Origin of the sequence: Microbacterium sp., from assembly GCF_047607225.1 — a bacterium.
Lineage (GTDB): Bacteria > Actinomycetota > Actinomycetes > Actinomycetales > Microbacteriaceae > Microbacterium.
Map to the genome: position 1 here is coordinate 134385 of NZ_JASGDO010000015.1, position 18504 is coordinate 152888.

General features: G+C 70.5%; 16 protein-coding genes. 3 read left to right on the top strand and 13 right to left on the bottom strand.

The genetic code is table 11. From position 1 onward, the window contains the following. Window positions 1-20 precede the first annotated feature (20 nt). The 9 genes from QM591_RS02570 to QM591_RS02610 all read right to left on the bottom strand — a co-directional run bounded on the left by QM591_RS02570 (window position 21) and on the right by QM591_RS02610 (window position 9520). The gene (locus QM591_RS02570; RefSeq protein WP_415129292.1) at window positions 21-1028 is read right to left on the bottom strand and encodes a LacI family DNA-binding transcriptional regulator; all 1008 of its coding nucleotides are present in this window, start codon (window positions 1026-1028) and stop codon (window positions 21-23) included. 49 nt (window positions 1029-1077) lie between these two features. After that, window positions 1078-2400, bottom strand: coding sequence for an FAD-dependent oxidoreductase (locus QM591_RS02575; protein WP_415129294.1), 1323 nt, complete (start codon window positions 2398-2400; stop codon window positions 1078-1080). A gap of 56 nt (window positions 2401-2456) precedes the next feature. Beyond that, a complete protein-coding gene (locus tag QM591_RS02580) occupies window positions 2457-3239 on the bottom strand; it encodes an enoyl-CoA hydratase/isomerase family protein (RefSeq protein ID WP_415129296.1) in 783 nt (260 codons plus the stop codon). Continuing rightward, window positions 3236-4435, bottom strand: a complete 1200-nt coding sequence (locus tag QM591_RS02585) for a CaiB/BaiF CoA transferase family protein (protein WP_415129298.1) — start codon at window positions 4433-4435, stop codon at window positions 3236-3238. The genes QM591_RS02580 and QM591_RS02585 overlap by 4 nt, the downstream gene beginning before the upstream one ends. Continuing rightward, on the bottom strand, window positions 4435-5496 hold the full coding sequence (locus tag QM591_RS02590) for an NAD-dependent epimerase/dehydratase family protein (RefSeq protein ID WP_415129300.1): 1062 nt from the start codon (window positions 5494-5496) through the stop codon (window positions 4435-4437). The genes QM591_RS02585 and QM591_RS02590 overlap by 1 nt, the downstream gene beginning before the upstream one ends. Window positions 5497-5513: 17 nt before the next feature. Then, entirely contained in the window at window positions 5514-6578 is a 1065-nt protein-coding gene (locus QM591_RS02595) for a dihydrodipicolinate synthase family protein (RefSeq protein ID WP_415129302.1), read from the bottom strand. Between the two features lie 230 nt (window positions 6579-6808). Continuing rightward, the gene (locus QM591_RS02600; protein WP_415129304.1) at window positions 6809-7192 is read right to left on the bottom strand and encodes a phage holin family protein; all 384 of its coding nucleotides are present in this window, start codon (window positions 7190-7192) and stop codon (window positions 6809-6811) included. A 142-nt stretch (window positions 7193-7334) separates the two neighbouring features. Further along, window positions 7335-8294 (bottom strand): alpha/beta hydrolase, encoded by a 960-nt coding sequence (locus QM591_RS02605; protein WP_415129306.1) that lies wholly within the window; start codon window positions 8292-8294, stop codon window positions 7335-7337. Then, the gene (locus QM591_RS02610; protein ID WP_415129308.1) at window positions 8291-9520 is read right to left on the bottom strand and encodes an MFS transporter; all 1230 of its coding nucleotides are present in this window, start codon (window positions 9518-9520) and stop codon (window positions 8291-8293) included. Before QM591_RS02610 ends, QM591_RS02605 begins: the two co-directional genes overlap by 4 nt. A gap of 295 nt (window positions 9521-9815) precedes the next feature. Here QM591_RS02610 and QM591_RS02615 point away from each other — a divergent pair, with 295 nt between their 5' ends. The 3 genes from QM591_RS02615 to QM591_RS02625 are packed head-to-tail and all read left to right on the top strand — an operon-like array spanning window position 9816 to window position 12636. Continuing rightward, a complete protein-coding gene (locus QM591_RS02615) occupies window positions 9816-10448 on the top strand; it encodes a LuxR C-terminal-related transcriptional regulator (RefSeq protein ID WP_415129310.1) in 633 nt (210 codons plus the stop codon). Further along, the gene (locus tag QM591_RS02620; RefSeq protein WP_415129312.1) at window positions 10445-11623 is read left to right on the top strand and encodes an ATP-binding protein; all 1179 of its coding nucleotides are present in this window, start codon (window positions 10445-10447) and stop codon (window positions 11621-11623) included. The genes QM591_RS02615 and QM591_RS02620 overlap by 4 nt, the downstream gene beginning before the upstream one ends. After that, window positions 11620-12636, top strand: coding sequence for a hypothetical protein (locus QM591_RS02625; RefSeq protein WP_415129314.1), 1017 nt, complete (start codon window positions 11620-11622; stop codon window positions 12634-12636). The genes QM591_RS02620 and QM591_RS02625 overlap by 4 nt, the downstream gene beginning before the upstream one ends. Window positions 12637-12656: 20 nt before the next feature. Here the strand turns inward: QM591_RS02625 and QM591_RS02630 are convergent, their stop codons facing one another. From QM591_RS02630 to QM591_RS02645, 4 genes are all read right to left on the bottom strand, one after another. Further along, window positions 12657-13094, bottom strand: coding sequence for a PLDc N-terminal domain-containing protein (locus QM591_RS02630; RefSeq protein ID WP_415129316.1), 438 nt, complete (start codon window positions 13092-13094; stop codon window positions 12657-12659). A gap of 129 nt (window positions 13095-13223) precedes the next feature. Next, on the bottom strand, window positions 13224-13856 hold the full coding sequence (locus QM591_RS02635; protein WP_415129318.1) for a LysE family translocator: 633 nt from the start codon (window positions 13854-13856) through the stop codon (window positions 13224-13226). A 115-nt stretch (window positions 13857-13971) separates the two neighbouring features. Further along, entirely contained in the window at window positions 13972-15411 is a 1440-nt protein-coding gene (locus tag QM591_RS02640; protein ID WP_415129320.1) for a hypothetical protein, read from the bottom strand. After that, window positions 15408-18464, bottom strand: a complete 3057-nt coding sequence (locus QM591_RS02645; protein WP_415129322.1) for an alpha-mannosidase — start codon at window positions 18462-18464, stop codon at window positions 15408-15410. The genes QM591_RS02640 and QM591_RS02645 overlap by 4 nt, the downstream gene beginning before the upstream one ends. Between the last annotated feature and the right edge of the window lie 40 nt (window positions 18465-18504).

Here is an 18504-nt window from a genome sequence, read left to right on the forward strand (position 1 = left end):
GCCCGTCAGCGCTCTCGACCTCAGCGCGCGGCGGTGGACTCCCGCGCGATGAGTTCCGGGGCGGGGTCGGCGACCAGTTCGTTCGACAGCGGCTCGCCGCCCAAGTGGTCGAGGAGCATCGTCGCGGCGCGCGCGCCGGCCTGCCGCATGGGCATGGCGACGGCGGTGAGCGTGGGGACGGTGTAGCGGGCCATCCACGCGTCTTGGATCGTAACGATGCTGAGCTCCGACGGCACCGCGACGCCGGCCTCGTGCGCGGCACGGAGGGCACCGATGGCGGCATTGAGGCTCGCGGTGACGAGGGCCGTCGGCCGAGAGGACAGCGCGAGCACCGCGCGGGTTGCCGCGGCGCCGGCGGGGGCCTCCCATCCGGCGGGGACGATCCATTCCTCGTGCACGGCGAGGTCGGCGGCGGTCATGGACTGGCGGAAGCCTTCCAGGCGCCGGAGGGCGGCGTCGTGGCGGGGCGCTCCGGCGATGAAGCCGATGTCTTCGTGACCGAGGTCGCGGAGGTGGTCGATCGCGATCGCCACGGCACGGCGATCGTCGAGGGCCACCGATCCCACGTGCCCCTCCAACCGGGTGTTGAAGAGGACGACGGGCACGTCGAGCTGGGTGGCGGCGAGGAGGTCGTCGTCGGTGAGGTGCTCGTTCCGCTGCAGGATCACCCCGTCGACCCGGCCGTGACCGATGACCTCCGCGACCGATCGCGCATCGGCGGAGTCGGTGTCGAGCTGCGCGAGGAACACCGACGAGTGCCGATCGTGCACCACTTCCTGCACCCCCTGGTGGAGGCTGGAGAAGATCGCGTTGTTGACCTCGGGGACGATCAGCGCGATCGCCCCGGCCCGCGAGAGCCGGAGCGCCCGGGCGCGGTGGTCGGGCACGTAGTTGAGCTCTGCGGCGGCCGCCATCACCCGTTCCCGGGTCTGCGGGCTGATCCGCGCCTCGGTGTCGTTGTTGAGCACACGGGAGGCGACGCTCAGCGACACCTGCGCACGCGCCGCGACGTCTCTGAGGCGGGCCATGCCGCTGATCCTATCGATTGCGCAGCCTCTCGTGGGGTCTCGAATGCACCTAGATCGAGCTGCCCGACGCCACCAGGTCGGCACGGACGTCCTCGCCGCGGATGGCGCGGTAGGGCAGGTCGTTGCGAAGCGAGCGCACCGTGGCCAGGGCGGCCGCGTTCCCGTACTCGAAGCACTGCGCCGTCACGCGGGCCGAGGCGAGCGCCTCGTGCTCGGCGCCCAAGCATCGCCCGGCGACGATGAGGTTCTCTCCCGCCTCGGGGACGAGGCTGAGGTAGGGCACGTCGTACCAGTCGTCGATGAGCCAGTGGAGTTTGGGCGCGGCGCCGTCGTGGAGCTCGATCGGCCACGGCGAGCGGACGATGCCGTCGGGGCGCTTCCGGCAGGCGACGACGTCGTCGTTCGTGAGCATCTCCACCGCCTCGATCGAGCGCGTCTGGCGGATGCCGGCTTCGACGCCGGTGTCGACGACGAACGCGTCGGCGCATCCGGCGACCGACTCGCGCAGGAAGTCGGCGTACGCGCGCACCTGACGGCGCCCGCGGATCTCGGCGATCGTGAAGTCCTCGGGGTCGACGACGTTGAGCATGCGGCCGTCGGCGGCGGTGAGGCGCGTGGCGTTGACCATGAGCTCGCCGGGGCGCGTGGTGGCGAAGATCCAGATCTTGTCGCGGGGGAGATCGGCGCCTGCCTCACGCGCGGCGACGATTGCCTGCGAGACGGCGGGCGGGCTGATGGTGTCGCCGCCGAACTCCGCCCAGAACGCGTCGGTGTCGACGCCGCCGAGGCGGAAGAACATCGTGGGGTTCTGGATGCGGCCGTCGTCGCCGTAGCGGTAACGCCCGCCGGCGCGGGCGAGCACCGCGGCATCGCCGGAGGCATCGATCGTCCTCCGAGCATGCACCGCGGTGCGGCCTGCCTTCGACTCGATCGCGACGCCCACGTGCCGGTCGCTGTCGAGGATCGCCGCCACGACCGACGCGTGGAAGATCACGCGCACCCCGGCGCGTTCCAGCAGATCGTCGGCCGCTTCGCGCCACACGAGCGGATCGTGCGCCGAGGCCCACGTGCGGCCGTAACGCTGCGGTGCGGTGAGCCCGCCGCGATCGTGCAGCGCGACGCGGAACCGCTCCGTGAAGCCGTGCACCACCTGCTGCGGCACCTCATGGTCGCCGGCGAGGTACATGCCGCAGATGGTGCCGCTCATCCCGGCGACGGCGGCTCCGCCCGCGAAGCCGTACTGCTCCACCAGCACGACGTCGAGCCCCTGTTCGGCGCAGACGACCGCGGCGGCAACTCCCGCGGCGCCCCCACCGACCACGACGACGTCCACGTCGGCGAGCACCGGGAGGCCGTGGTCGACAGGCAGCATGCTGCGCTCCTGCCACGAGGCGCCGTGTGGAAGGGGAGAGGCGAAAGGCGGCATGGTCACCTGCCCTCGAACCGTGCCGCGCGCTTCTCGACGAAGGCACGGACGCCCTCCCGGCCATCGGCGCTCGCGAAGAGCGCGAGGAGGGATCGGGTCTCCTCCTCACTGCCGGGAGAGCGCCCGTGGGTCTCGTACGAGGCGCCGATCGCGCTCTTGGCCGCCGCGAGGGCGAGAGGGGCGCGGGAGGTGAGGTCGGCCACGCGCTCGTCGACGAGCGGGCGCAGCAGCTCCGGCGTGGTGACGGCGTTCACGAGCCCCGCGGCCTCCAGCTCGGGTGCCGACAGCACGCGCGCGGTGAGGATCGCCTCCTTCGCCCGCGTGGGACCGAGGTGGCGGACGAGGCGCTGCGTGCCCTCCCAGCCGGGGATGAGGCCGAGCGTGATCTCGGGAAGGCCGAAGCGCGCGCGGTCACTCGCGAACACGAGGTCGGCGGCGAGCACGAGCTCGAACCCGCCGCCCATCGCGATGCCGTCGACCGCGGCGACGACGATCGTGGGGCTCGTGCTGAGGCGATGCATGAGCGACTTCGCGCGCGCGCCGAAGGCGGCCAGCGCGTCGAGGTCGTCGAGGTTGTCGGCGTAGGTAGCGATGTCGGCGCCCGCGCAGAAAGCCGCACCGCTCGCCGAGATCACCATCACCGGCAGTCGCTCGTTCTCGGCCCGGTCGAGTGCGGCGTGGAGACCGTCGAGCATCTCCCGGGTGAGCGCGTTGCGCTTCTCGGGGCGGTCGAGGCGCACATGGAGCACACCCTCGCGCGCGTCGACCAGGAGCCCGGTGCTCATGCCACGGCTCCCGCACCCCGCAGGGCCGCCACGTCGTCGGCGCCGTAACCGAGGTCGGTGAGGACGTCGGCGGTGTGCTGGCCGAGCTCGGGCGGTGCCGTCCGGACGCCCGGGCGCAGGCCGTCGTAGGTCACCGGATGCTTGAGCACCCGCACGGTGCCCGCATCGGGGTGCTCGTACTGGTCGAAGCTGTCGTTGTGCTGCACCTGCGGGTCGGCGATCACCGCATCGTGGTCGTTGACGGGCGCCCACCACATCGCGGCGGCGCGGAAGACCTCCGCCCACTCGGAGGTCGTCCGCCTCGACAGGTGCGCGGCGACCCGCGCGTTGACGTCTTCCCGGCGGGCGAACGCCTCACCCGGCTCGATGCCGTCGAAGCCCTCGTCGTCGAACACCTCCCGCAGCTTCTGCGGGCTCGTGAGCGAGAGGCAGATCCACCCGTCCGCGGTGCCGAAGACCCCGTAGGGCGCGGTGTAGAACGGGCTCGAGACCCCGCTCGCCGAGCGCTCGCCGCGGAAGCCGTTGAGCGCGTAGGTCAGCGGCTCGATCTGCAGGTCGAGCGCGGCGTTGAGGAGATTGCTCTCGACCTTGGTGCCCACTCCCGTCCGCTCGCGTCCGTGGAGCGCGGCGAGGATGCCGAAGGCGCCGAGCACGGCACCGTGCTGATCGACGATGCACGCTCCCGTCGGCTGCGGCGGCTGGTCGGCGCGGCCGGTCGCCATCGCGAGGCCCGACATCGCCTGGATGAGCACGTCTTGCCCCGGACGGTCGACGTAGGGTCCGTCGGACCCGTAGCCCGACAGCGACGCGTAGACGAGGCGAGGGTTCCGGGCATGGAGCACGTCCCAGCCGAACCCGAGCCGGTCGAGGGTGCCGGGACGAAAGCTCTCGATCATCACATCGGCGCTGTCGAGCAGGCGCAGCAGCGGCTCGGCGGCGTCGGGGTGCTTGAGGTCGACGACGATGCTCCGGACGTTGCGGTTGCCGAGCCCGAAGAAGGGGCTGTGCCCCTCCAGGAACGTCCCCGGCCCGGTCCACGAGCGCTCGAACGCGCCCGATCGCGGCTCGATCTTGATCACGTCGGCGCCGAGGTCGGCCAGCAGCTGGCTGGCCGACGGCCCCTGCAGGAAGTGGGTGAAGCTGACGACCCGGATGCCGGCGAGCATCCCCGGGCCCGCCGCGGAGGTCGCGGGCATCAGAAGATCCCCGTCCGCACCTGGAACTTGCTGGGTTTGCCGTAGAGCGGTTGGCCGCGCCCCACCCAGTCGGCGACCCAGTCGATCATCCGTTCCACCCCGACCACGGGGTTGCCGAGCAGGTGCTGCGCGCGCTCGCAGTTCACGAACAGGGCGCTGTCGCTTTCCTCGCCCTCGAACACCGGGGCGACACCGAACCTCCGGCCGAACTCCTGGGCCACATGGCGCACGCTCACGCACTCCGGGCCGCCGATGTTGATCGGCGTCGCGGGAGTCTCGCAGTGCGCGAGCAGCCGGACGAACTGGTTGATCGCGTCGCCCTGCCACTGGATGTTGACGTTTCCGGTGGCCAGCGGAATCGGGGTTCCGGTCTTCACCCAATGCGCGATCTCCTGCAGCACGCCGTAGCGCATGTCGATCGCGTAGACGAAGCGCACGATGCGGCCCGGTGTTCCGTGCATGCGGGAGAAGTACTGGAACGTCCGCTCGCGCCCGACCACGGAGTTGGCGTACTCGCCGGGCCGCGCCAGCGGCGGCACCTCTTCGGTCACGCCGCCGCGCCGCGGATCGGACCACGGGTAGACGTGGATCGTCGACAGCGCCACGATGCGGCTGTCGCGGAATGCCTCGGCGACGTAGCCGGGGACGAGCGTGTTCATCGCCCACAGGAAGTCCTCGCGCCCGCGGTAGTCGAACTTCAGCCCCGCCATGTAGATGACGTTCGGGAGCTTGGGGAGCGCCTCGACGGCCTCGCGGTCGAGCAGGTCGGCGGTGATCGCCTCCACGCCGTGCTCCTCGAGGTACTCGCGCGAGCCCGCGTCGCTGAAGCGGGCGACGCCGACGACGCGCTTGTGCGGAGCGGCGCGCTTGATGAGCCGGGCGAGGCCGAGTCCCATCTTCCCGGCGACCCCCAGCACGATCACGTCGCCGTCAAGAGCGGCGAGGTCCGCGACGGTCGCCGACGTGGGGCGCGAGAGGAACTCGTCCAGCGCGTCGACGTCGTCGAACCGATCGGGGAGCGGATCGCGATCGAGCAGCAGCGGTGGGGCGGTCGTCGTCATCGGGTGTTCCTCCAGGGTCACGTCAGCCACGCGTCTCGGTGCGCGGCGACGAAGTCGTCGTCGGTCAGGTGCGGGTAGGACGCCTGTACGCGGGTGATGTCGTCGGCTTGTCCGGGGGAGAGGGTCTCGTTCTCGTCGAGGCACCACACGCCCTCGAGGAGTCCCTGGCGGCGGAGCACCTCGTGCACGCCCGGGATGCATCCTGCGAAGTCGTGGACGGCGTCGTAGACCGCGCGGTTCGCGTCGGTCACCTGGCTGTCGAGGGCGAGGAGGCGGGAGGGTACGCTGTCGTCGCGAGCGGTGGTCCGCAGCTCGTCGAACAGCTCCGCGGCCCGGCGCGTCCAGACGCTCCAGTGGCCGAGGAGGCCGCCGACGATCCGAACCGTCACGGTCTCGTCGTCGCGACGGATCGCGAACGGCTGCAGCAGGTCGAGCACGATGTGGTCGTCGTTGCCGGTGTACAGGGCGATGCGGTCTTCGGCGCGGGCGTCGACCACGGCGCGGACGATGTCGATCGTCCGGTAGCGGTTGAACGGTGCCATCTTGATCGCGATCACCCCCTCGATCTCGGCGAACCCTCGCCAGAAGTCGTAGCTCAGGTGCATTCCGCCGACCTCGGGGAGGAGCGCGAAGCCGATCACCGGCACCACCTCCGCCACGGCACGGCAGTGGGCGAGGATGTCCGCCTCGTTCGCGCCGCGCCACGACGCGATGTTGAGAAGCACCGCGTGGTACCCGGTCGAGAGCGCGAGCTCCGCTTCGGCCACGGCCTGTCGCGTGTCGCCGATGACACCGGCCACCAGCGCGACGGGCCGGTCGGCCCAGGTCGCCGCCTCTTCGGCGGCGAGGCGGAGCACGTCGGGGAAGAGGCCCGCGGCGCGGATACCGAACTGGGTCGTGTGCACGCCGACCGCGAGCCCGCCGACTCCGGCGTCGAGGTAGTAGCGGCTGAGGGCGCGTTGGCGGCGCTCGTCGATGCGCCGGTCGGCCGTGAGCGCGAGGGGGTGCGCCGGGATCACGGCGCCCCGGGCGATGATCTGCCGGGCGGCCTCGGCCGCGCTGTCGGACTGCTGGAGCGTCACTGCTCACCTTTCGTTCTGGGGGAATCAAATCACAGGGAACGACAGGCGCGCAACCGTTTGTTCACAGATGCCGCATCGAGGTGCGCAATCCGTTGCTCATTGACGCACGACCGATCATCTTGCCCAGCGCCGACAGAGCGCGGTGAGGGGCGAGCGCGGACTCTCCCCTCGCCGCGCTCTGATGCGGTCGTGAGGCGACGCTCGGCGTCAGCTCGCCTCTCGTCTCGGCGTCATCGCTTCGTGACGACGCGCTTCTTCAGGAACAGGGCAGCGAGCAGCCATCCCCCCAGAGCATTGACGAGCCAGACGACCAGAGCACCGACGATCCACGCCGTGACGCCGGTCACTCGGATACCGCCCGGAAAGAGGGAGGCGATGAGGAGAGCAAGGAGAGTGGAGATGAGGCCGATGCCTCCGAGCAGCGCGGTCGCGTTCTTGCGCGCCAGGTTGAACGCGAACGGCGTCAGCACCGACTGTGCGATCGCGAAGACGATCACGGCAACGAGGAACCCGCCAAGCTCAAGGCGGAAGCCCACGACCACGAGCGCGGCGACCAGCAGGCCGAGGGCCGAAGATGCGATCGAAATGCTGAGCCGGATCAGGAAGCGGATCAAGAGGACACCAGCCTGTCGTGTCGAGTCCCGGAAGAGACGGTTCGTCGTTCCGGGTATGAAGCGTCGCAGCACAAGATGCCGCCGATGGATGAGATCGACGCGCCGCCGACGTCGCGACCGCCTTCGTGGATTCCCGCCGTCCTCATTGCGTTTCCGGCCATGTGGTCGGTACGGATCCGCGAGCGAGAAAGTCTCCGACGATCCGGTACAGCTGATCGGAGACGTCGGGGATCATCGCCTCGAAGAACGCGAAGGCATGGATCATGCCGGGCGCGACGAGCAGATCGGCGGCGGCATCCGCCGCACGGACGCGCTCGACATACGTGCGCGCCTCCGACAGCAGCGGGTCGTACTCGGCCGCGATGACGAGGGTCTTCGGCATCCGCGAAGAGAACGGGCCTAGCATGGGCGAGGCCGCCGCACGGTCGGATCCCGCGGGAAAGTACTGTTCGAAGTACCAGGCGACCCGCTCGGCCGACAGGAAGTAGCCGCTGCCGAACTCGCGGATGCTCTCGCCGCTCATCGTGTAGTCGAGACTGGGATACAGGAGAACCTGGCGTTCGACCGGCGACTCGAGGGTGCCGGCGGCGGCGCGCTGGGCGATCGAGGCGACCATCGCGCCCCCGCCGGAATCGGCGACGGCATGCACGCGCCCGGTCGTGGCGACGCCCAGGGTGGCCTCGTCGACGTGGGTCAGCACGTCGATGACGTCTTCGAGGCCCGTCGGGAACGGCGCCTCGGGCGCCCGTCGGTAGTCGACGGAGACCACGACCATGCCTGAGGCGACCGCCGTGCGCCGGGCCTGGTGATCGTAGACGTCGAGATCGCCGGCCACGTGGCCGCCCCCGTGGACGAAGAGCACGATGTCGCTCGGCTCCTCGGGGCGGGGAACGTAGACGCGCACCGGAGTCGTGGAGCGCTCGGTGCGGACCGACGTGTCGAGGATCTCCTGCACCGGCTCGCTCGGCAGTGCGTACTGGTTGAGAGAGGCCAGCGCCGCGCGCGCGGACTCGGGAGTCGCCTGGGTCCCGTTGCGTGCGGCCTCCTCGACGAGCGGGTTCAGCCAGTCGAGGTACTCCTGGAAGGCGGGATGCAGGCTCACGGGGCGCTCGTCACCGGACGTGCCGCCCATTGGCGGGCGAACCACCGCCAGATCAGGAACGTCCCGATGAGGAACGTCGCCTCGATCGCGACGATGAAGATCATGGGTGCCACCGACACCGGCACGTTGTCGGGGCCGAGCCCGCCCGTCGCGTCGGCGATCCAGGCGAAGATCTGGATGATGACGACCGAGCCGGCGTAGCTGACCGCCCAGAAGATCGAGAAGGTCACGGCGATCTGGCGGGGAGTGATCTCCGGGCGGATGAAGGCGGTCTGGACGAAGAACGGCATCGGGAAGAAGATGACGAGGCCGAGGATCACGCCGATGAGGATCTCGAGCCGGTGCCCGCTCATCGCGAGCACCAGGGCTGCGGCGATCAGCTGCAGGGCGGCGCAGATCACGACGATCAGCGGCTTCCGGCGCTCGGCCACCCGCGCCGAGACCACCGTCCCCGAAAGCGCGCCGACGATGCCGGCGTAGACGACCCACCGCACCGTGCCCGCGTTCATGAAGGTGAACGCGACGATGTAGTACGACAGCAGGCCGGTGTAGGCGAGCGCGTACACCCAGTTGAACCACTCCCTGAACCCGTCGCGCATGGTGTACGAGCGGTCGACCGCCTTCACCGGCGCCATCCCGCGGAGGCCGGATCGAGAGATGACGAGCCAGAGGATCAGGATCGTCGCGGACAGACCGGCGGCGAGGGCGACGGCGAAGGCCGGATCGTCGTTCATCTGCATGCCGAAGGTGAGTGCCACGGCGAGGCCGGTGTTGAACGCCACCGAGTTGATCCCGTTGGCGACCTGCAGTGCGGTGCCGGTGAGGAGGCGGGCGAGGATGCCGGAGCCGAGCACGACCATGAGCGCACCGCCGAGCCCCATCACGAAACGGATGAAGAAGACGAGGGGGAAGGCGTCGGTCAGGGCGACGATCCCGCCGAAGATGATGAGCGCCGAGGCGAGGGTGAACGCCCTCCGGGGGCCGACGCGCAGCATCACGTTGGCGGCGAAGAAGCTGCCGACCACCTGCGCGATCGTGATGGCGTTTGTCATCAGTGCGGTGCGCGAGGCGCTGAAGCCGAGACTGCGGACGTAGAGATCGCCCCAGTTCCACGCCACGGCGAACAGCATGTAGCTGAGGAACAGCATGATGACCACGAGCAGCTTCATGAAGGCGGACGCCGGCGGGTCGTCGGTCGTGAGGTGGGCCGCGGGTGTCTGGGTCATCGCCGATCTCCGACTTCGGGTGCTGCAGCGGGCGGGACCCCGCGGGCGGACGTGAGGATTTCCGCGCCCGTCAGGAGCATCCCACCTCTGTCGCACGATCACGACTCGAAAACGTCACGTCCCCTGCATGTAGGGGTCTCACGGCGGTGGAGCGTCGGCGCATCCACCAGCAGTAGGGGACGGGCGTGCGATCGGGTGCCGGGCGATCGCGCAAATCGGCTGTGCGATCCTCCGCGGCGCGCGGGGAGCGCACCCGTATTCTGATCGACAGGAGCCTGGAAGAGGAGGAAGGTCGATGCGTCGGCGAATCGGAATCGTTGATGACCATCCGGCCATCGTCCTCGGGGTCGCGGGGGTCATCAACGCGCAGCCGAGCCTGATCGTCAACGGCATTGGCGCCACCGTCACCGAGCTGCTGAGCGGTGGTTCCGATCTCGACCTCGTGCTCCTCGACCTCTCGCTCGGCGATGGGTCGCGGCCCGGTGCCAATGTGCGGGCGCTCACCGAGCGAGGCATCCCCGTGCTCGTCTACACCACCGGCGACCAGCCCCACCTCATCCGCGAGGCGGGGCGCGCGGGTGCCATGGGCATGATCCGGAAGTCGGAGCTGCCTCATCGCCTCGTCGCGGCGATCGTCGCCATCTTGCGGGGGGAGGTCGCGGCTACCACCGACTGGGCGGCCGCGATCGACACCGACGAGGAGTTCGTCTCGGTTCAGCTCACCCAGCGCGAGGCGCAGGTGCTCTCCCGGTATGCCTCGGGCGAGACGGCCGAGCAGGTGGCGCAGGCGCTGTTCGTCTCCCGGCAGACCGTGCTCGATCACATCCGTCGCATCCGTGCGAAGTACGCGGCCCTCGATCGGTCGGCGCCCAGCAAGATCGACCTCTATCACCGTGCCGTGGAGGACGGCATCTTGCCGCGCACGTGAGAGACGCAGATGCGCAGCTCCTGACCGAGTCGGACGAGCAGCGGACCGATCGCCTCGTCGGCTGGCTGATGGCCATCGGCGGAACGGTGCTGTTGGTGGGGCGGACCGTCCCCGCCATCGTGCACGCCCCGGGCGGCGACCACCCGACATGGTGGCATCTGCTCGGCGCTGTGCAGGTCGTCCTTCTGCTCACTCTCGCCGTGGCGGGGTGGGTCCTCCCCTTCGCGCTCCTGCGTGCGGGCTGGCTCGCCCTGCCCATCGGCAACGCGGCGGTGCAGCTGACGGCCTTCGCCGGCTACAGCGGCGAGAGCGCGCACACGATGGTGTCGTGGCCGCAGACGCTCGACGCCGTGGGCGCGAGCACACTGCTCCTGTGGGTGAGCCCGTGGGGCGCCGTCGTCGGCGTGGTGATCGTGACGATGCTGCCGCTCCTCTCGGGGCTGCTGTTCCTCGGGTTCGTTCCCGATATGGCGGTGGAGCTCATCCCGTTGCATCTCACGTACGTGGGGTTCCTTGCCGTCTTCCAGGGGATTCGCACGCAGGTCCTCCACGCGCGGCGCAGCGAGACCGCGGCGATGCGCGAGCGGGAGCGGGAGCGGCGGGTGAGCGCCGAGGTCGCCCGCCAGCGGCAGCTCTCCCGCATCGTGCACGATCATGTGCTCTCGGTCCTGACGGCGGCGCTCACCCTGCCGGGGCTCCCGCCGGCGGAGCTGCAGCAGGCGGCCTCCCGCGCCGTGCTCCTCACCCGGGGGCCGCGCGATGCGCTTCTCGAGGAGCCGTGGGGCAGCGTCACGGCTCACGAGTTCTCCCGGGATCTGCGCCGCCGCCTGCGCGCCGTCGACGTGCGGTGCCGCATCGAGGTGGACGTGGACGACAGCGATCTGCCGATGGGGGCGGCGGCGGCATTGTCGGACGCGTCGACCGAGGCGCTGCGCAACAGCGTGCGGCACGCGGGGTCGGGGGCGACCCGGACGACGACCATCGTTATCCGCGCCGGGGCCGTCGTGGTGACGGTCGTCGACACGGGCGTCGGGTTCGACCCGGATGCGGTCGCGCGCGAGCGGCTGGGCCTTCGGGACTCGATCATCTCCCGGATGCGCTCGGTGGGGGGCTCCGCCCTCGTCCAGAGCGCGCCGAGCGAGGGGACGGAGGTGAGGCTCGCATGGTCGGCGTGACGCGCCCGCGCCCGCGGGGAGCGGGGATCGGGTCACGCTCCGCTCGCGCGGCGATCGTGTCCACGGGCGCGCTGTTCGTCGTGAACGGTGTGATGGACGGCTCGCTGGTGCCGATCGTGCCGACGATGGTCCTCGCGTTCCTCGTGGTGCTGGCCGGGGTGATCGTCCTGACCACGCGAGGCGGCGATGCGCTGTCGCCCCGGCGCGCTCTCCTCGTCGCCGCGTGCGCGCTCACCTCGGCGGCGCTGATGCTCGGAGCCGTCGGGGTTCCCGGCGAGGTATGGATGTTCAGCTTCTCGTCGTACCTGACCGGTCTCCTGATCGTGCGCGGCAATCCACGAACGGGACTGGCGTCGAGCGTCGCGCTGCTGGCGATCGGCGTGGGTGCCGGGCTGATCGCTCACGCGCCGGCCAGTGCGGTGGTCGCGCTCTTGACGGTGCCGACGATGGCGGTGTGCACCGGCGTCGTCTGGTCGGTCGCCCTCCGCTACCTCGGCGCGCGCGAGGCGCGTTTCCGGGCCGCTGCCGCCCGGGCCGCACTCGAGGCCGACATCGCCCGCGAGAGCTTGTCGGCGAACGAGCGGGAGCTGACAGGGATCACCGATCTCGCATCGCCCCTGCTGGTGACGATCGCCGAAGGGACGACCCCTTCGGAACGCCTCCGCCCCGAGCTGGAGCTGGTGGAGGCCGCGATCCGTGATCGCATCCGCGTCGCCCGCCTGCGCCAGAGCGCCGTCGAGCACGGGGTGGATGCCGCCCGCAGGAGAGGGGTCGCGGTCGTCCTGATCGGCGAGCCCGACGACCCGAGGCCAGTGATCGGGGCGCCCCTCGCGTCGGCGATCACCGAGGCGATCGCCGACGTCGGAGAGGGGCACATCACCATCCGATGCCTGCCGCCTCGTCGGGGAGCGGCGGTGTCCGTGCTGATCGAGGATGCTTCCGGGCCGCGCCGGCTCGTCTTGGCCGAGGACGGCTCACGCGCCGAGAGCGCCGACCGGACCTCCGGCGGTTGATACCCGGTCGGGGCGCCGGATCAGGCGAGGGCTTTGGCCTTCAGGCTTTCGAACTCGGACGCCGAGATCGTACCGGCCTCCAGCAGCGCCTTCGCCTTGGCGATCTCCTCGGCGGGACTCGCTGCGCGACCGGCGACGGACGCGATGTAGTCGGCCTGTGCCTCCTGGATCTTCGCCGCCTGGGCCTGGCTACGCTCTCCCATTCCGCGACCGCGGGCGATCAGGTACACGAGCGCCGTGACGATGGGGAAGAAGAGCAGGAAGACGATCCAGATCGCCTTGCCCCAACCGTTGAGCTTGCGGTCGCGGAACAGGTCGCCGATGACGGCGAACAGCACGAAGAAGTAGCTGATGAAGAGGAAGACCGTGAGGAACCACCAGATCAGGTCGCCGAAGGATCCCCAGAAACCGTGGTACTCGGTGGCGGAGATGGGGGTGATGGTGTCGAAGAATCGCACGGGGTTCCTTTCGGGTGAGGGATACGATCTTTCTCACGGTAGACGCTCGATGGCGGGCACGCGGAGCCGACCGGCATATGAGAGGTCACAACCCCTCGATATAGGGGGTTCGTCGTCCAGCGGGCGGCGTCAGCTCTTGGAGCCGGTGAGGGCGAGCGTGCCGCCCAGGCCGATCATCATCACGCCCCCTGCGCCGGCGAGCGTCGAGGTGCGTCGCGGCGACCGGGCGAACCACAGCCGTGCCGTGCCTGCGGCCAGCGCCCAGACGCTGTCGCAGATGAGCGCGAGCAGTTGGAAGACGATGCCGAGCAGCAGCAGTTGCGCCCACACCATTCCCGCCGACGGCGCGACGAACTGCGGAAGCACCGCGACGAAGAACGCGATGGTCTTGGGGTTGGTGAGACCCACGATGAAGCCCTGACCAAGGAGTCGCCAGGACGACGTGGGTACGGGTTCGGCTCCCGTCGCGTGCGCGCGACGGTGCCGGATCGCCTGGATTCCCAGATAGACGAGGTAGAGCGCGCCGACGATCTTGATGACGGTGAACGCCACGACCGACGAGGCGACGATGGCCCCGACGCCGAACGCCACCGCGACGACCGCCGGCACCGTGCCGAGCGCGTTGCCGACGACGCTGAGCACTCCGGCGCGCCGCCCCAATGCGATCGAGCGTCCGATGACGAACAGCACGCTGGGGCCGGGAATCACGATGATCACGATCGACGCCACGGCGAAAGAAACGAGGTTCTCGACCGGGATCATGAGGGAACCGTACTCCCGCGGCGCCCGTCGCGCGAACCGGCGAGAATGTGACCGCCGGGTCGTCGGCGGCCGAACTCGGCGGACGCGATGCCATCGTCCGCCGACATGGTCACCATCAGATGAGGGCGCGTGCCGTCTCGAGCGTCAATTCCGGCAGGTCGCCGATATCGAGGGTGGGGGAGAACCCGAACGGTGCCGCGAGGGCGCTCGCAAAGGTCACGTCTCCACCGTCGATCCGCAGTCGCGCGCCCACTCTGTCGTCGGCGCGGTAGAGGTCGGGATGATAAGCCAGGGCCTCGTCGACGATGGTCGCACCGAGCGGGGCGAGCCGTCCGAAGTAGTGGTGGCCGTTGCGCTCCAGATGTGTGAGGCCCATCGCCGAGGCCACGACGAGGTCGTGCGACACCGTGAGCGGCGGCAGCGTCGAGAGGTCTTCGGCGGTCATGAGCCGCGTGCGCCCGTCGTCCGCCGTCCGGTGGGCCGTGAGCACGGCGTTGGCGAGACCGCGGAACACGCCCTTGCAGCCCTTGTATGTGCCCCCGGCGTACCCGAGATCGAGCGCTCGCCGCACGGCGCCCACGTCGGAGTCGGACTCGTCAATGATCACCGCGATGCCGTCGGCGGCGAGGCGGGCGAGCGTGCCCGTCAGGGCCGGGTCGAGGGCGACATCGCGGTGCACCGGCTGTTCCACGGCGATGAGGCTTTCGCGCAGGCGCGGACCGACCTCGGGGTCCGATCGGAGCTCGCCGATCCAGCGCTCCAGGTGCGCACCGTCGCGCATCGACTCGTTGCCGTCGATCGTGAGCTGCGGAGTGACGCCGGCGGCATCGCACACTTGGAAGATGCCCGCCAGACGCACGCGATCGGCGGCAGGGTCTCCTGCGGTCTTGATCTTGAGGAACCGCACCCCCGTCTCGCGCAGGACGGCCTCCAGGCTCACCGGAAGGCCATCCTGCGGGGGATTGACGCACTCCGCGTCGCTGAGGGCGTCGGCGAAGCCCACGGTGTGGCGCACCGCGAGGCGCGGTGCGGGGGCGCCGGGAAGGTGCGCCCTCCAGTGCGTGCCGGCCAACTCGGGATGGAGGTCGGCGGGCGAGAACCCGAGCGTGCCGTCGTGCAGCGACTCGACGAACGGACGGCCGACGGCCCGGCACACCGCATCGATCACGGCGCGCTCCACGAGGGCCGTCCCGAGGCCCGCAAGGAGCCCCGGCACGCCCTCGGCCGATGCCCACGCCGACTGTCGCGTATCCAGGTGGTGCCACAGGTCGAACGCGGTCTCGCCGCGGAGCCCTCGTGCAGCGGCGAGGGCATGGAGCACGACGCCGACGAGGCCTTCGAGGTCGTCGGAGAACGACGTCGTCGGGTCTTTGGTGAACCATTTGGGCGGCAGTTGCTCCGATGCCCAGCCCGTCACCGGTTCGGCCCCGTCGATGCGGAGAGTCACTTCGACAACGGTGTGGGGCGCGACGGTCATCTCGGCGATCCCGTAGCGGAACGGAAGGCGCGTCTGCACCCGCACCACCCGCGCCTGTGCGGAGATGAGCTCGATCATGCGAGATCCTTCCTGGCCAGACGCAGCGTAGCGAGCTGGAACGGCCGGAACTCCAGCGGGATCCCGGTCGCGTCGGCCTGGCCGCAAACGACGCGAGGGTCGACCGGGCGTTCGAGCAGGTCGGTCTCGACCACGCGGCTGAGGGCGAGGTCAGTCGTCAGCGCGCCGCGGGAGCGACGGCCCCACGCCTCGTACAGGCGCACGATCACATCGCCGCTGCCGTCGTCGGCGAGCTTGAGCGCTTCGACCATCACCCCCGGAGCCGTCACCTGCACGAGGGGTTCGAGCAGCTCCGCCGAGGCGCCCGACACCGCGCGGAGCGGCACGTTCAGGCGGTACCCCTCGGCGACGGCCTCCGGAATTCCCGCCCCGGGCCGCAGCGAGAATCGCATGCGGTGGCGTCCGCGGTCGGACGTCGGGTCGGGATACCGCGGCGCGCGAGCCAGAGAGATCCCCACCACGGTGGCCGGAGTGCCGGCGAAGGTCTCCCGGGTGACGTCGTACCCATAGGTCGCCTCGTTCGCGAGCGCGATTCCGTATCCCGGCTCGCCGACGTGGAGCCACCGGTGGGCGACGACCTCGAATCGGGCCTCCTCCCAGCTGGTGTTGGTGTGGGTCGCGCGGCGGAGGTGGCCGTATGCCACCTCGAAGGAGGCCTCGTCGGCGTGCACGTCGAGCGGCAGGAAGAGCTTCAGCACCTTCTGGTCCTCGTGCCAGTCGAGGTCGATCGCGATCTCCATCCGCGGCTCGCCGCGGCGGAGCGTGTAGTCGATCGCGATCGTCGACGCGTCGGTGCTCCGATGCACGCGGATGGTTGCGGTGTCGGCATCGGCGTCGATGATCGTCAGGTTCACCTGGGGGCGCAGCGGCACGGGACGAGAGCGATAGTGCGCATCGAGGTCCCACGCATCCCACGTCGTGGGGGTGTCGTGGAAGAGGCACAGACGCCCCGCCGTGGCTCCGGACGGAATCAGCTCGCGAGCGGCGCGGAGGTCGATCAGCGAGGAGATCTCCCCGCCGGCGGAGACGGCCACCCGGAGCAGTCCGTTGTCGATCGCTGCGCCGTCTCCGACGGCCCCGGCGACGACGGCAGGCGCCCCGGAGTCCGACACCCGGGCACCGCCGCCCAGGGCAGGGACTCCCGCTTCGGTCAGCGGCGAGGCGTTGACGGCGAAGACCGACGAGTCCGTAGGCGCATCCTCGGGGATCGCGGAGCGCAACGCCGCGGCGATCATCTCTTCGAGCTCGGCCTCGATCCGGACGTACGCCTCCTGCGCCTCGCGGTGCACCCACGTGATCGACGATCCGGGCAGGATGTCGTGGAACTGCAGCAGGAGCACCTCGCGCCAGATCCGGCGCAGCGCCTCGTGCGGGTAGTGCGCACCCGCCCGCACCGCGGCGACGGTCGCCCACAGCTCGGCCTCCCGCAGGAGGCGTTCGGCGGTGCGGTTGCCGCGCTTGAGGGCGATCTGTGTCGTGGCGACACCGCGGTGCCGTTCGAGGTAGAGCTCTCCCACCCATACGGGCGGGTCGGTGAGGTCGGCCATCGCCTCGTCGAAGAAGCGCGCCGGCGTCGACGGGATGACGCGCGGGCTCCCCTCCAGGTCGGCGTAGCGAGCGACCGAGGCGAGCATCTCCTCCGTGGGTCCGCCTCCGCCGTCGCCCCACCCGAAGGGAAGGAGCGAAATGTTCGTGGCGCCCTTGTCGGCGAACTGCCGTTCCGCCTTGCGCAGATCGAACGCCGACACCTCGGCGTGATACGTGTCGGCGGAGGGGAAGTGCGTGAACAGCCGGGTGCCGTCGATGCCCTCCCACAGGAAGCTGTGGTGGGGGAACGTGTTGGTCTCGTTCCACGAGATCTTCTGGGTGAGGAAGTACCGGGCGCCCGCCGCCGCGGCGATCTGCGGCAGCCCGCCGCTGTAGCCGAAGGAGTCGGGGATCCAGACATCCTCGGTCTCCACCCCGAACTCCTCCAGGAAGAACCGCTTGCCCTCGATCAGCTGACGGGCGAGCGACTCACCGCTCGGCAGGTTGCAGTCCGGCTCGATCCACTGGCCGCCGGTCGGGATGAACCGTCCCTCGGCGACTCGTTCGGCGACCCGCGCGTAGAGGTCCGGGTAGTCCTCCTTCACCCAGGCGAACTGCTGGGCCGACGTCGCGGCGAACGAGAACCCGGCGTCGGCGTCCATGAGGGCCAGCACGTTCGCGAACGAGCGGGCGACCTTGCGTCGGGTCTCCCGCAGCGGCCAGAGCCACGCACTGTCGATGTGCGCGTGTCCGACGGCGTGGATCCGGTGCGCCGAGGCGTGCGCCGGACGTGCGAGCACCTCCGCGAGCTCGCCGCGCGCCGACGCGGCAGAACCGGCGACGTCGCCGGGGTCGATCCGGTCGAGGGCGCGCTCGATCGCCGTCAGGATCTCCTCCCGGCGCGCGTCGGCGTCGCCCGCCTCGGCGACGAGACCGCTGAGGGCCTGCAGGTCGCGCAGCAGCTCCGTGGTGGGAAGGTGTCGGCGGGCGAGCACGATCGGTCCCCAGCGGTAGAGCGGCTCGTCGCCGGCGGTCGCGCGGTCGCCCAGGGCAGTGGGAAGGAAGCGGAAGTGCTGGGCGACATCGGGGTTCGCCGCCGCTTCGACGAAGTACACGAGGTCCTCGCCCGGGCCCTCGGGCAGCACGAACACGCGCTGGGCGGGCTCGATGCCCTTGACGGGGCGCCCGTCGGCGGTCCAGATGAGCGCCTCGCTCTGGAATCCGGGCCGCCAGTCGAGGAACCCGAGATCGATGCTGAGTTCCGTGCGACGCTCGGGGTCGTCTCCCCACTCGTCCGGCACGCGCCCCGAGACCCGCAGCCAGGCCGTGCTCCACGGTGCTCCCCAGGGAGCTCCCGTCTGCGCGGTCGTGTACTCCTGCTGCGCCGCCACGGGGAAGGGCACGGGGTCGGTCGTCGCCCACACGGCGAGGCTGAGGGGCACGGTGTCGAGGTGGACCGCGGGGAGGAGGCCGTCGCGCACCGCCCGGGCGGCACGGGCGAGCACGCGGTCACGTCGGTCGAGCATGAAGGTCCTTTCGGGAGGGAAAGCGCCGGCGCCGGCGGAG

What these genes read in the sequence shown, in the direction of transcription:
- QM591_RS02570 (WP_415129292.1), bottom strand. Translation starts at nt 1,028, where the DNA reads ATGGCCCGCCTCAGAGACGTCGCGGCGCGTGCGCAGGTGTCGCTGAGC.
- QM591_RS02580 (WP_415129296.1), bottom strand. Translation starts at nt 3,239, where the DNA reads ATGAGCACCGGGCTCCTGGTCGACGCGCGCGAGGGTGTGCTCCATGTG.
- QM591_RS02645 (WP_415129322.1), bottom strand. Translation starts at nt 18,464, where the DNA reads ATGCTCGACCGACGTGACCGCGTGCTCGCCCGTGCCGCCCGGGCGGTG.
- QM591_RS02640 (WP_415129320.1), bottom strand. Translation starts at nt 15,411, where the DNA reads ATGATCGAGCTCATCTCCGCACAGGCGCGGGTGGTGCGGGTGCAGACG.
- QM591_RS02590 (WP_415129300.1), bottom strand. Translation starts at nt 5,496, where the DNA reads ATGACGACGACCGCCCCACCGCTGCTGCTCGATCGCGATCCGCTCCCC.
- QM591_RS02585 (WP_415129298.1), bottom strand. Translation starts at nt 4,435, where the DNA reads ATGCCCGCGACCTCCGCGGCGGGCCCGGGGATGCTCGCCGGCATCCGG.
- QM591_RS02610 (WP_415129308.1), bottom strand. Translation starts at nt 9,520, where the DNA reads ATGACCCAGACACCCGCGGCCCACCTCACGACCGACGACCCGCCGGCG.
- QM591_RS02615 (WP_415129310.1), top strand. Translation starts at nt 9,816, where the DNA reads ATGCGTCGGCGAATCGGAATCGTTGATGACCATCCGGCCATCGTCCTC.
- QM591_RS02635 (WP_415129318.1), bottom strand. Translation starts at nt 13,856, where the DNA reads ATGATCCCGGTCGAGAACCTCGTTTCTTTCGCCGTGGCGTCGATCGTG.
- QM591_RS02575 (WP_415129294.1), bottom strand. Translation starts at nt 2,400, where the DNA reads ATGCTGCCTGTCGACCACGGCCTCCCGGTGCTCGCCGACGTGGACGTC.